This window comes from Bythopirellula goksoeyrii (assembly GCF_008065115.1).
Classification (GTDB): Bacteria; Planctomycetota; Planctomycetia; order Pirellulales; family Lacipirellulaceae; genus Bythopirellula; species Bythopirellula goksoeyrii.
In genome coordinates this window covers 3667808-3682370 of the sequence record NZ_CP042913.1, presented here as the reverse complement: position 1 = coordinate 3682370, position 14563 = coordinate 3667808, and the positions used below count along the sequence as shown (strand labels likewise).

Below are 14563 nucleotides of genomic sequence, written 5' to 3'. Positions count from 1 at the left end.
TATGATTCTCTGTCTCAGAGTGGGGTGCTGGCTGTCTACCAGTAAGGATACGAAGGACAGAATCACAGGTCTTCCCGAGACGCATGGGGCCACTTGCCTTCCTCAATTGGCTGAAGACTCAGTGCGTTAGGGTCAACTACGACATGTTTGATTAGCTTGCGATTCCATGTATAAGTGATATGCACTAAACCATCTCTTGTTTGGATAACCGCAGGATAGGAAAACTCATTCGCAGGCGTGTCTTCCAATACAAGTGCCGCTTGCCAGTTCCTGCCGTCTTCAGAGATTGCTACGTTCAGAGGACTACGGCCTTTGTAGTTGGGGTTGTGGTTGTACACCAGCAATTGACGACCATCAGCGAGTGTCACTGCATCTGTACCGGCACTCGGATTGGGAAGTGTGAGAAGAGTCATTTCTTCCCAGGTTTTTCCCCCGTCCTCCGACCAAATCTCAAAGATGCCGCTGGAGCGTGTGCGACCTAAAGCCTGGAGGCGATTTTTTCCATAGGTCAAGAGACTTGGTTGGATTGCTCGAATGTCTTTTCCATCATTAACCGGCGAAGTCGCTTGCCAAGTATGTCCCATGTCGGTCGAGCGCTCGAAATGAACTCGCCAACCATCATGTTCTGAGCTTGAGGGAGAAACTATATCTCCATTTGTCAGTTGAATTGGCTTGTTCTTGATGGGACCTAGTATCCCGTCCGGCAGGCGGCGAGGTTCTGACCAACTTCTGCCTCCATCTGCAGAAGTCATAAGCATCCCCCACCAGTCACTGGGTGTGGGGCCTACTTTGTAAAACAGTAGCAACGGTCCAGATGAAGGTTGAAATAACACAGGATTCCAACTGGGATAGCGCTCACTTTCTGAGACTACTCCGTTGGCAACCTCTTCGGGGATGGACCACTTGCCATTGTCGCGTCGAGAAATCCAGATCCCAACATCGGGGTTTCGTTCATGTGTGCCACCGAACCAGGCGGCGATGAGTCCATTGGAAGTCTCTTCGATCGTTGAAGCATGACAGGATGGAAAAGGCGCGGTATCGTAGATAAACTCGCTCGATAGGTATCCGGGTTGTTCTGCAAGCGACACGGCAAGTTCTTCAGCTGCAGTAACAAAGCCCATTGAGGCGAGCAATGTGGCGATGCTTGAAATTAGAATCGTGGAGTTAATCATGTGATTTGCTCAGGGGGCAAGACAACTCTCGCCCATGTTGCATCTTGTGAAATCCGAAACACTCAGTGTGTAGGCTTATAGAAGAACCTATCACTTCATCGTACCGCCCTTGAAATTGCAGTCTACCGCCGCATATTGCAAGAAATGCTCCATATTTCGCAGTAGGAATTCCACATGGTGTAGAATAGAAGCAGTCGCGTGATTCCCTAATTGACTAAGTTCTTGGCACGAATCGTCGTATTTGCACTCTTGAGACCAGTAGAACAGGCTTCTAATTCAATTGTTCCAGGGGCATCTGAGGATCGAATAATCACAAGAGATCTCCCTTGGAAGACATGGCGAGGATTCGCTAAATAGCTTTCAAGCGTTGCGAGGTCACCACTACCGATGGCGGCCAACCTGCCGGGTCCATTGATATTGTATTCGACAATTGCTTCCGATTGAGGACAGACTCGTCCTTCATCGTCGACGACTTCTACCGTAACAAATGAGAGATCCTGCCCATCCGCAGAAATCGTACTTCGATCGGGCAAAAGCCTGATGCTGCTTGGTTTACCTGCTGTTGTGAGGACCATCTCTTCCTGTTCAATGCCGTTCTCCACTCCCACTGCTCTGAGGACACCTTGCGTGTATGTAGTCTTGAATTCTGTTCGAAACTCATACTCCTTTGATGTCAGTTGCTCTCCAACTAACTGATCGTTCAAGTACAAACGCACAATCGGATAGCGCGAGTAGACTTCCACTGTCAACTCATCACCTTCATGACTAGGCCACGTCCAACTTGGCAAAGAGTTTGGTTGCGCCCAGGCGGAAAGTTGCCATTCATTCTTGCCTGGTGATGGAACTTTCACAGCCATGTATAGCATCTCTCCGCGGTCCCACACAATATTGCGATAGTAGGACAGAGGTTTTCTCCAACCGGTAATATCAATGTCTCCACAGATGGCGCCGTGCCAGGGGTAGTGGCTTCCTTCCCAATGAGGCATCACTCGTTCGCCGGAGGGGAATACTCGACCAATGCCCGATTCACCAAGATAATCGAGCCCACTCCACACGAAATCGCCGATCACATAAGGAAACTCATCAACAGCTTTCCAGTTTGCGAATACGTCCTGAGGATAAGACTCTGCCGACATGATAACACGGCTAGGAGAACGTAGATGATCAAGTCTGTGACGTTGCAGCTCGTAGTTGTAACCAGCTACATCCAGCTTATCAAAAAGGGGATCGAGTTCAGACCATTCATTTTTATCTCCGAGTCCGTTTATTCCGGCGGTTATGGGGCGAGAGGAATCCAATTCTTTGATTCGCTTGGTCATCGCTTTAGCAATCGCCAATCCTTCCGAATTTCCTCTCTCATAAACCTCATTGCCGATGCTCCACATGATAACTGAAGGGTGATTGCGATCTCGCCGAAGCATTGCTTCAAGATCGCGTTGCCAGCATTCATGAAAGACGATGCCATAGTCATTGGGTGTTTTCTTAGCAGCCCAACCATCGAAGGCTTCGTCGATCACAAGCATTCCCACTTGGTCACAGGCATCCAGGAAAGCAATGGAAGGGGGATTGTGAGCAGTGCGGACGGCATTGAAACCGGCGGCTTTGAGAATTTCAACCTTCCTGGTTTCAGCACGGTCGAACGCCGCAGCGCCTAGTGGCCCATTGTCATGGTGGACGTTCGCACCACAGAGCAGGACTGATTTTCCGTTAAGTAATAGGCCATGAGTGGCGGAAATATCAATCGTTCTCACGCCAAACTGGATCGAGGTATTGTCGAGTACTTGATCACCTTCCGCAATACGGAGGCGAGCAGTGTAGAGATCAGGAGTATCAGGTGACCATAATTGTGGGTGGGGGATTGTAATCGACCGCGCCACATTGGCCTGTGAGTGAGGTGCAACTAGGCATGAAATTGTATCCGATGCAATAGTCTCGTTGTCCGAATCAAGAATATCGGTCACCAAATTAAGTGACTTTCTTCCTGGAGAGTTATTTGATACTGTCACCTCCAAGGCAATCAATGCTTCAGTCTCGGAAATAAGCTCAGTCTGAATCGAGATGTCCCGTTCATCAAGATATACAGAGCTATTCACGTGCAACCACACATGCCGATAGATCCCCGACCCACTGTACCACCGCGAATTCGGTTGTTCGGAATTGTCGACTCGCACCGCAATAGAATTGGCTTCACCATATTTCAAGTACTTTGAAAGATCGTAGCGAAACGGAGTATATCCATAGGGGTGCTTTCCAAGAGGTACTCCGTTGATCCACACTTCGGCATTGCGATAAACTCCTTCAAACTCAATGCTTATTCGTTGATCCCTCCATTCGTCAGGGGCGACCAACTCACGGCGATACCATCCAATGCCCGTTGGAAAGAATCCGCCGCCACCTGCTGCAAGTGCTTGAGGATCAGTAGATTGTTCGATGCTCCAGTCATGTGGAAGTTGAATTACTTGCCATTTTGAATCGTCAAACATAGTCTCGTAGGCCTGAGTCTCTTCACTCAGCCGGAACTTCCAATTCGCATCAAGTGAAATTTTCTCGCCTGCGAGAGAAATCGCTGCAAGATATGACCAAATGCAAAATAAGACCGAGAGTCTCAGCAATAGTTGAGAGACCGCAATAAGTTGGATAGCTGAGAGTTGCATGTAAATTGGTCAAATGTAAGATGAATATGAAATAGCCACCAACGGACTGAATAGTCTATCCAATACAAAGTGATTCAACATGATATCGAAATGGACCTCTCGTAGAAGTTGCGAGACAGAGCCTCAATACTTCTCTCAATAATTCACAGTTTCTCATAGGATGCTCACTGTCATGATAACAAACTCAGACATTCTCTTGTCATTAAATGAGAAACTTACATTGAATTTATGCTTGATGAGTTGCTCGTTGCTCTTCTGCATGAGTCTTTCTGCTGAGACTTCTTGGGCCGCGCCCAAAGAAAGAGAAGTCGTTGAAGCCCGCCAACGAGATCCCGAGAGTACCGTAACACAGGAAGAGATGAAGGCGATCTACGAGGAAGTCAAAACACCATATAAATATGGAATCGTAATGCGACCCAGTGAAGGTCATTCGATTGATTGCCCGAACATTTTTCGTGGAGATGATGCCTGGTATATGGTATACGTAGGGATTAAGGGCAAGATTGGTTACGAAACCTATCTGGCACGCAGCGAAGATTTGCTGAATTGGAAACCACTAGGGACAATTCTTCCTTTTCGTGAGAGCGGTTGGGATAAATGGCAAGCCGATGGAAGCATTGCTTTGGTCGACCCCACTTGGGGAGGGTCGATGAAGCTGCAATCCTATGACGGAAAATACTGGATGTCTTACTTCGGCGGCGCCCTGCAAGGCTACGAAACCGATCCGCTGTCGTTAGGGCTAGCTTGGACTACTCAGCCCCAGAAACCACAACCCTGGAATCGTCTGGAAGAAAATCCAGTGCTAACTCCGAATCAGCCAGATGCCCGCCCTTTCGAACGCGCTACGCTCTATAAGAGTCAGATCCTTTGGGATAAATCGGAATCGTTGGGCTACCCCTTTGTCATGTATTACAACGGGAAGCAGCAGGGTGAAGGAATTGAACGAATTGGAATGGCGGTATCCAAGGACATGAAGACCTGGTCGCGCTATGGCTCTGGACCGGTGATCGACAATGGAAAAGGAATCTCTGGAGATCCTCAGATCGTCAAGATCGATGACTTATGGGTCATGTTTTATTTTGGTTTAGGATGGGGGCCAGGAGCGTTCGATAGTTTTTCCTGTTCCAAGGATCTAGTGCATTGGACTCAGTGGGATGGAGAGGTCCTAATTCAACCTTCGGAGCCTTGGGATAAGACTTTTGCCCACAAGCCTTGGATGCTCAAACATGATGGCGTGGTTTATCATTTCTACTGCGCAGTCGGCAAGGAAGGCCGCGCACTTGCCCTGGCAACTTCTGTGGATCTTCGGAAGAACTAACATGAAAATCCATTTGTGGGAGATTGTCTTATTTCTACTCGCAATTAGTGTTGCGAACTCAGTAGCTCGTGAGTCGGAAAGCGAGCTAGTATGGTTCGACAGACCAGCGACTCATTTTACAGAATCGTCCCCTCTCGGTAACGGTCGGTTGGGTGCCATGATCTATGGAGGCACGATCGACGAAACGGTTGTACTCAACGAGAGCGGGATGTGGTCGGGCTCGACTCAAGAAGCCGACCGACTTGGTGCTGCGGAGTTTCTTCCGGAAATTCGCCGCTTGCTTTTCTTGGGTAAAAACGTCGCAGCTGAAAAGCTTATGAACGAAGAGTTTACTTGTACTGGCCAGGGGTCAGGTCATGGCAGTGCCGCCGAATTGCCTTATGGCAGTTATCAGACACTGTGTAAGCTTCAGATCAAATTCCTGCAGAATGAAACCGCTCCCTCGGTGCAGAACTATCGACGCGAGCTCGACCTGCATGATGCAGTTGTTCGAATAGAATATTCTCGGAATGGGGTTGATTACCTGCGAGAGGCCTTCGTTAGCTTCCCTGACCAAGTATTCCTATACCGATTTACTGCCAACAAGAAGAATTCTCTTTCTTTCGATGTTTCGCTGTCTCGTTCCGAGCGAAGCAATACAAAAAATGTTGGCAAAGATGAACTGCAAATTGAAGGACAGCTCGACGATGGAAAAGAGGGAGAGACAGGTGTCGGCTTTTGCAGCCGCGTGAGAGTGTTGCACGATGGTGGTATGGTCACCACTCAGGATGGCACACTAAAAGTTCGAAGTGCGAATTCGGTCGTGTTGTTGGTAAGTGCTGCCACGGATTTAGAAGCTCTCGTGAGTCAAGTGGATGAAGATATATATAAAGCCACAGAGGTTGTACTTGATCGCGCAGCAGCCAAGCCGTTTGCTGATTTGTTGAAAGATCACATAAGCGACTATCAGAACTATTACAATCGCGTCGGTCTCCGGCTCGCTCCTACCCGCATAGATTCTCGTTCTAAGTTGCCGACGGAAGAAAGATTGCATGCCAATTGGAGAGACACACAAGACAATAGTCTGGCAGCGCTCTATTTCAATTTTGGCCGGTATCTTTTGATTTCGTCTTCTCGGCCTGGGGGAAGGCCCGCAAATCTCCAGGGAATTTGGGCATCTGAAATCCAGACCCCGTGGAATGGTGACTGGCATGCCAATATTAATGTCCAGATGAACTATTGGCCCGCCGAAGTCTGCAATCTCGCTGAACTTCATGAGCCACTCTTTCGTCTCATAGAATCCCTTGTGGAGCCGGGGTCACAGACTGCACAAATCTATTACAACGCGAGAGGTTGGGTGTCGCATGTCTTGGCGAATCCCTGGGGATTCACTTCTCCTGCCGAGCGGGTCAGTTGGGGATCTACAAATACCTGCTCAGCTTGGCTTTGCCAGCACTTGTGGGAGCACTATCTCTTCACTCAAGACCGGGAATTCCTTCTGAGTGTCTACCCTATCATGAAGGAAGCTGCTCAATTCTATTTGGATACCCTGGTGGAGCACCCCACCCAAGAGTGGTTCGTTACTGCACCTTCGACGTCTCCAGAAAACCGCTTCTTGCTGCCCAATGGTGAAGAAGCTTCCATCTGTATTGGCGCTACAATGGATATGCAGATTCTACGTTCATTTCTCTATGCATGTCGTGAAGCTGCCAATGAATTGGACTGCGACGAAGTATTTCGTACTCAGCTTTCTGATGTCATTGGGCGATTGGCACCGACGCGAATCGCCTCGGATGGGCGTATCATGGAATGGGACCAAGAGTACCCAGAAAAGGATCCAGAACATAGACATGTCTCTCATCTGTGGGGGCTCTACCCTGGCGACGAAATTAGTAATAGTCAGACTCCGGAATTGGCTGCAGCGGCCCGCAAATCGTTGAATGTCCGAGGAGATTCAGGCACCGGGTGGGGACTGGCCAACAAGATCGCTATGTGGGCGCGCTTGCACGACGGAGATCGGGCACATCGATTGCTCCAACAACATTTACATCCCGTTACCCATGGTCAACGGAAGCAACAGTGGAGTGGTGGAACTTACCCCAACCTGTTCGATGCACATCCTCCATTTCAGATTGACGGTAATTTTGGAGCAACGGCAGCGATTGCCGAAATGTTAGTACAGAGTTCCATAAGCGACATTGATAACATCAAGCACGTCAATATTGAACTTCTGCCTGCTCTTCCCACTGCATGGCCGGAAGGAGAGGTACGGGGGTTGTGTACTCGAGGAGGGTTTGAGATTGCGCTGAATTGGAAAGACGGCAAATTGGGCGATGTTGAGATTCACAGCCGTCATGGCTTACCGCTCCAACTTCGCTACAAATCTCAGGAAGTCACATTGACGCCAGCACGCGGCGAGAAGGTACATTTCGATGGGGATCTGAAATTATTGAGTACACCTAAATCTGCAGTGGTCCCACCATCAGGTTCAAACAAGTGATCACTTTTTACTTCCAGTTGCCTAGCTCAAGACATTTCTCTGTTGCGATGGCTTATTGCCTTCTGTGGATGGCACTCTCTACGCCCGGCTTTGCACATACCGCCCAGCCCGACTGGGAGAATGAGCAAGTCTTGCAGCGGAATCGCTTGCCTGCGCGAGCCTCTTTCATTCCCTTCGCCACTAGTGATCAAGCGCTTGACGGAAACCCACAGGACTCCCCCCGATATTTGTCCCTCAACGGCGATTGGAAATTTCATTGGGTCCCAAAGCAGGAGGAACGGCCCGTTGATTTTCATTCCTCTGAGTTTGATGATTCCGATTGGCCGACGATTCCTATACCGTCCAACTGGGAGTTACATGGCTACGGTACACCGATATACATCAGTGCGGGTTATCCTTTCAGGGTTGACCCTCCACGCGTCACCTCTGAACCAGATCCGAAATATACTTCTTTCGATGAGCGAAGTCCTGTAGGGTCCTATCGCAGGGAATTCACTCTGCCGAAAGAATGGGACGACCGTCGAGTATTTCTGCACTTCGCTGGAGTTGATAGTGCGTTTTATGTTTGGGTCAACGGGCATGAAGTCGGCTACAGTCAGGGCAGCAGAACGCCGGCTGAATTCGAAATAACTTCGTGGCTGCGTGCCGGTCGAAATCAGATTGCCGTTCAGGTTTATCGCTGGTGCGATGGCAGCTATCTGGAAGATCAGGACATGTGGCGGCTGAGCGGAATCTATCGAGACGTATTTGTGTACTCAACCGCTGCCGTACGCATAAGCGATTTCGCCGTGCGGACCGAATTGGATTCTGATTACGAGAACGCGACTCTCTCTATCAAACCGGAAATTGACATATCTGGCAGTGAGACGCTGGAAGGTTGGACATTGCATGCCCAGCTATACGACGGAGTCTCCCAGCAGGTGTTCGATGTCCCAATGAAACACAATGCAACAGCTATCGCAAATCGAGATTTCGACGCCGGTATCCTCAATGAGCGGACTCCGCAACGAGGGTTGGCCAAATTTGGCTGGCTTGAAGCAAAGATTCAGAATCCTGACAAATGGACCGCGGAGTCACCAAATCTCTATCGGCTTGTTCTTAGTCTGAAGGATCCGCGAGGTTTGGTCGTGGAGGCTATTGGATGCGACGTGGGTTTTAGAAAGATAGAAATTCACGATGGCCAACTCTTAGTGAATGGTCAACCAGTTCGGCTACGAGGCGTCAATCGCCATGAGCATCAACCTGAGTCAGGGCATACCGTTTCGTTCAGCAGTATGGTGCAGGACATCCAACTGATGAAGCGTGCGAACATCAATGCCGTTCGCACTTCCCACTATCCCAACGATCCCCGTTGGTATGAGTTGTGTAACCGGTACGGGTTGTATGTCATGGACGAGGCAAACATTGAAACCCACGGGGTTCGAGGTCTTTTGGCAAGCGATCCACGATGGAGCCAGGCTTTTCTGGATCGTGCCATACGCATGGCAGAGCGGGACAAGAACCATCCCAGTGTAATCTGTTGGTCGATGGGCAATGAGTCGGGCTACGGCCCAAACTTCGCTGCCATTTCCGGCTGGCTCCATGCGTTTGATCCCACGAGGCCCGTCCACTATGAGGGGGCACAATCGTCGCCGACCGATCCAAAAACTGTAGACATTGTTAGCCGCTTCTATCCGCGCGTACAGCAAGCTTATCTTCAACCACCGCTACCCAATGGCAAACAGCAAGAGCGGGCAGAAAACGCTCGCTGGGAAGAATTGCTGCCTCTTGCAAAGAGTTCGACAGATGGTCGACCGGTACTCATGAGTGAGTATTGCCACGCCATGGGCAACGCGGTTGGCAACCTTGCCCAGTATTGGGAGGAGATTTATTCCCATCCACAATTGCTGGGAGGATTTATATGGGACTGGGCAGATCAGGGTTTGTATCGAAAAGACCCTAGTGGAGGAGAATTCATTGCCTATGGGGGCGACTTTGGCGACTACCCAAATCTAAAGGCCTTCTGTTTGAACGGGATAGTCTTTGCCGATCGTAGTTTGACACCAAAATATTATGAGATGAAAAAGATCTACCAGCCAGTATCTTTCAGCCCTATGCGGTTTTCTCCCCACGAAACAACCGTGCGTTTATTGAACCGCTTTGCACACACTAACTTGCAGCAGTTCGAACTCCGCTGGAAATTGTTCTCAGGAGGCAATGGCTTGCAGTCGGGTAGTCTCGATCCTGTTAACCTTGATCCAGGAAAAGAGGCTATCCTAACCATACCCTTTAGCGAAGTGGGGATACTCCCGGCAGGTGAATCTCTTTTCTTGCGTATTAGTTTTCACTCTCGTGAGAAAACTCAATGGGCCGATCCGGGGCATGAATTTGCCTGGGAACAATTTCCTTTTCCAGTCGAGCACGCTCCAGCTCTCCAGGTTTCCACGTCAAACCTAGCAAAACTGAGTGTCATTGAATCAGCGGATGAAATCGTAGTTAGTGGTAAGGATTTTGCTGCTAAGTTTGATCGCAATCAGGGAAAACTGGCGTCCCTCAGGTATGGTGAAAAAGAAATACTGGCAACCGAAGCAAGTAAAACTTCCCATTCGTTTGCACAGTATTTCCGTGCTCCCACTGACAACGATCGCGGGTTTGGCAAATGGCTCGCAAAAAACTGGGAGCTCGCGGGGCTTGCCGCTCCGGTCTGTAGTGTCGAATTCTGCGACATTTCTGAATCGGATACCGGCAATGTAATGGTGACAACTCGCTCCAACTACAAGTTCCACGACGGAAGCTACCAACACGTGTCACAGTGGCTTGTACAGCGAGATGGAACGCTTGAACTCGAGAATACATTTACACCGGAGGGCTCACTCCCCCCCCTGCCACGTGTTGGTGTTGTGCTGCAACTTTCCAGTGAACTAGAAAAGCTACACTGGTTCGGACATGGTCCTCACGAAAACTACGTCGACCGCAAGGATTCTTGTCCCTTAGGACTCTGGTCTAGTACTGTTTCACATCAGTACGTGCCCTATCCGAGACCTCAAGAGACCGGGAACAAGGAAGGGATTCGTTGGCTCGCCTTAACTGATGACGCTGGCAGTGGAATAGTGGTCGTAGCAGATGAACCCTTCGCCGCTTCAGCTTTACATTTCACTGTGAATGATCTGGCCTCAGCAAGCCATGCTTATCAACTTCAACCTCGCTCTGAGGTAATCCTCTCACTGGATGCCCGCCAATGTGGACTCGGCAACAGTAGCTGCGGCCCTGGTGTGCTGAAGCGGTTTGCAGTTCCGGTCCAAACCTATAAACTCCATGTTTCAATACGACGGGTTGACGCCGGAGAAGATATTTCCACCAATGCCAGTAGGGAATACGACAGTGCTAAGTGAGAACACTAGATAGCGAAGAATACCTACCGAAACATCCGAAAAAGCGAACTACGACTAGTATCCATACGTTTAAGAAGAACTACATTGAATGACAATGAATAGTGTTAACGAAACGATCGAAAAACTCCTTGAGTTGTCTCATCGCATCGGTACGACCGAACAAATGGCGATTCTGGGCGAGGGTAATGTCTCTGGGCAGCTCAACGCTGATCAGTTCTTAATTAAGGCCAGTGGTACCGAGCTTGGTTCGCTAACGGAGAATCAACTTGTTGCTGTTCATTCTAAACCGATTCTCAAGGCTCTCAAAGGAAGCAATGTAGAGGACGATGAGATCGAGGATTTGTTGCTGACAAGCCGTGTTGACTCCACAGCATTGAAGCCTTCAGTGGAAACCTTATTCCATGCATGGCTTTTGCAATTGCCTCACGTGTTATTCGTTGGACACACGCATCCTGTATGTGTTAATCAAGTCCTCTGTTCACCGCGAGCAAAAGAGTTTGCTGAGCATCGGCTATTTCCTGATCAAATCGTTTACTGTGGAGCAGAATCTGTACTGGTGCCCTACGTCGATCCAGGGCTAGTTCTCGCTACTCGAATTGCAGATCTCGTCGATGATTTTATCAAGCGAAAGAAGACCTTTCCAAAAACCATTCTCTTAGAAAACCACGGACTCATTGCACTGGGAACAACAGCCAAGCAGGTGGAAGCCACACTCAGAATGACAGAAAAGTCGGCACGTGTGTTTGTCGGTGCAATCGCAGCAGGAGGTCCAATCGTTTTGCCTCAAGAACAAGTAGATCGCATCGCCTCTCGTTCTGACGAGCATTATCGCCAACGTATGATCGAATCGAATTGATTCACGCTCTGGCAGTATCTGCCCAGCTGCTCCATTGCAATTTCTTCGTGGGTACTGTTTCTAGGTAATGTCCGGCCTACAACTAGCTCGTGTGGTCACTCCGCCACATCGTCGATTTCCCGTCAATAATTGACGCGATTTCGCTGAAGTACCTTCTGCTGCGGTTTTGCGGAACAGCATTGCAAGGCGGTCTCCTTTAATATATTGCAACCCCTGAATATGCTAAAAGAACCGGGATTTCTCAATAACACTTTCTTATTCATTATGTTTTCCAAGCGTCACATCATACTGTCACTTAGTTTCGCGATTTGGTTGCAGCTTTTTACTGCAACACGCTCACAAACTGCCGTTGACGACAAAAGCAGTCAGGAGGAGGCGTACTCTCAGGCGATCGCTGCAAGATCCCGCGCCATTGTTGATAAACTCGAACTCACTGACGAGGACTGTGTCCAACGCACCGAGCAATTGATAGCAGAACAATACCGGGCTTTGCGAGAAATTCATGATTCGCGCGATGCTGAGATTGCGAGCCTGAAAGACACGGCTGGAGAGAATGAGCAAAGAGTTGGAGTCTTGATCGAACGAGTGCGACAGGACTCACTGATCAAACAGTTTAACTTGCATCGAAGCTTTGTTGCCCAGTTAGCTGTGGAGTTAAATTCTGACCAAGTGAATGGCGTAAAAGACGGTATGACATACGGGGTCGTACCTGCGACGTACGCTCGCTACCTGCAAAAGCTTCCTAATCTTAGCGAAGATGAAAAACGTACGGTCTTGGCATTTTTAATAGAAGCCCGTGAGTATGCTATGGATGCTGGCACTTCGGACGAAAAACATGGTTGGTTTCGTAAATACAAAGGCAAAATCAACAACTACTTATCAGCTGCTGGTTATAAGATGTAGCTTGGGGCATCCTTTGCCCAGATTAAGACTATGACTAAGAATTCACTTTGCTGGCTTCCAGAGGGTGAATCGGACAAGGAACCATGACTCGTATTTTGAATATCCTCTATGGAGCCACGTTTACGCTTCTGACTTTGCTGGCAGATGTATGCCTTGGCCAATACCCCGATATTAGTCCTGAAGTTGCTGCGGAGTCAAAGAAGCGTATGGACGCTATCCAGGAGCACTCAGACGCCGCTTGGCGAAAAGCACTGCCCACAATACGCCAGTGGGAAGCCAAGGATAAGCCCTATATTCCTTGGGCCAAAACGCCGAGCGACTTACCTCAGGCATCGATTCCTTCATTTCCAGGTGCTCAGGGGGGAGGCATGTATAGCTTCGGCGGTCGTGGGGGGAAAGTGTATGTCGTGACAAATCTCAACGATAGGGGTCCGGGAAGTTTCCGGGATGCTTTGGAAGCTGGAGGGCCTCGGTTCGTCGTCTTCAACGTGGCAGGAATCATCAAGTTGAAAGAACGAATTTTAGTACGCGCTCCTTACCTTACCATCGATGGCAGCCACGCACCGGGAGATGGAGTATGCATCGCCGGCGACACTGTTGAGATCGAGACGCATGATGTCATTATTCGTCACCTGCGGTTTCGGCGAGGGGCGACGTGGGTTGGCGATCGCAACGATTCCTTAGGAGGTAATCCAGTAGGGAACATTATTATTGACCACGTTTCGGCAAGTTGGGGTTTGGACGAAAACTTGTCAATGTACCGCCACATGTATGAGCCGCCTGATGGTAGTCGGGAACAGAAGCTTCCGACAGTAAATATTACGATTCAGAACTCCATCTTTAGTGAAGCTTTGGATACCTACAACCATTCCTTTGGCAGTACTTTAGGAGGCTACAACAGCACGTTCCACCACAATCTTTGGGCCTGCAACACAGGGCGCAACCCCAGTGTTGGAATGATTTACGATTTTACCTTTGCCAATAACGTCCTTTTTAATTGGCGGCATCGAACGATTGACGGCGGTGACCATCGCAGTTTTTACACAATCGTAAACAACTATTTCAAGCCTGGCCCTATTACTGACCAATCACGTCCGATCAGTTACCGAATCCTCAAGCCGGAGAAGCGCAGGAGTCCGAGCTTCAATCTCGACTTTGGTAAGGCATATGTGGCCGGCAATGTAGTCGATGGAAATGAACAGGTCACCAGGGACAACTGGAATGGCGGGGTCCAATTTGAGGAAGAAGAGCTGTTGGCTAGTTCTGAACAATTAACTCAAAAGCAGCTTAGGTCGGGAATGGCTGATCTTTCACCGAAGCAACGCAGGTCTCTTGTAGAGGAAACACGGTCTGAAATTCTTGCCCAGGTAAGAGCAGATCAGCCCTACCCCCATTCTTACTTGACAATCCAGACTGCCGAGGAGGCATATGCATTTGTCCTGGACAACGCTGGAGCTACACTTCCAAAACGCGACGAAGTTGATCAGCGCGTGGTTGAAATGGTTCGAACGGGGGAAGTCGGCTATCGGGAAGGCAAGGGAATAATTACTGATATCGAACAAGTTGGTGGGTATCCCAATTACGAGGGCGAACCTTATCAAGATACCGATGGCGACGGTATGCCCGATCAGTGGGAGCTGAGTCATAATCTTGACCCAGTTGATCCATCCGATGCCACTGGCGATCTCAATCTCGACGGGTATACACATATCGAAGACTTTCTCTATGGATTAGATCCCGGCACGCTATACGACCCCTGGTCCACTCCGAAAACCTATCGGGATTTATTCTGGCAGTAGTTTCGGCCAGG

General features: G+C 49.3%; 8 protein-coding genes. 6 read left to right on the top strand and 2 right to left on the bottom strand.

Translation table 11 applies throughout. From position 1 onward, the window contains the following. Positions 1-62 precede the first annotated feature (62 nt). Complete coding sequence (locus Pr1d_RS14665) at positions 63-1172, bottom strand: sialidase family protein (RefSeq protein ID WP_148074225.1); 1110 nt, start codon at positions 1170-1172, stop codon at positions 63-65. Between the two features lie 206 nt (positions 1173-1378). Continuing rightward, positions 1379-3826 carry a sugar-binding domain-containing protein gene (locus Pr1d_RS14660; RefSeq protein WP_148074224.1) on the bottom strand — a complete coding sequence of 816 codons (2448 nt, stop codon included), beginning with the start codon at positions 3824-3826 and terminating at the stop codon, positions 1379-1381. 172 nt (positions 3827-3998) lie between these two features. Here Pr1d_RS14660 and Pr1d_RS14655 point away from each other — a divergent pair, with 172 nt between their 5' ends. The 6 genes from Pr1d_RS14655 to Pr1d_RS14630 all read left to right on the top strand — a co-directional run bounded on the left by Pr1d_RS14655 (position 3999) and on the right by Pr1d_RS14630 (position 14552). Beyond that, a complete protein-coding gene (locus tag Pr1d_RS14655; protein ID WP_210417716.1) occupies positions 3999-5144 on the top strand; it encodes a glycoside hydrolase family protein in 1146 nt (381 codons plus the stop codon). Position 5145: 1 nt separating this feature from the next. Beyond that, entirely contained in the window at positions 5146-7623 is a 2478-nt protein-coding gene (locus Pr1d_RS14650) for a glycoside hydrolase family 95 protein (protein WP_168205242.1), read from the top strand. Between the two features lie 68 nt (positions 7624-7691). Then, positions 7692-10994: a glycoside hydrolase family 2 TIM barrel-domain containing protein gene (locus Pr1d_RS14645; protein ID WP_168205241.1), complete on the top strand. Its 3303-nt coding sequence runs from the start codon at positions 7692-7694 to the stop codon at positions 10992-10994. Positions 10995-11082: 88 nt separating this feature from the next. After that, positions 11083-11850, top strand: coding sequence for a class II aldolase/adducin family protein (locus Pr1d_RS14640; protein WP_238476506.1), 768 nt, complete (start codon positions 11083-11085; stop codon positions 11848-11850). A gap of 219 nt (positions 11851-12069) precedes the next feature. After that, positions 12070-12753: a DUF3826 domain-containing protein gene (locus tag Pr1d_RS14635; protein ID WP_148074221.1), complete on the top strand. Its 684-nt coding sequence runs from the start codon at positions 12070-12072 to the stop codon at positions 12751-12753. Between the two features lie 83 nt (positions 12754-12836). Continuing rightward, positions 12837-14552, top strand: coding sequence for a polysaccharide lyase (locus Pr1d_RS14630; RefSeq protein ID WP_148074220.1), 1716 nt, complete (start codon positions 12837-12839; stop codon positions 14550-14552). Positions 14553-14563 lie beyond the last annotated feature (11 nt).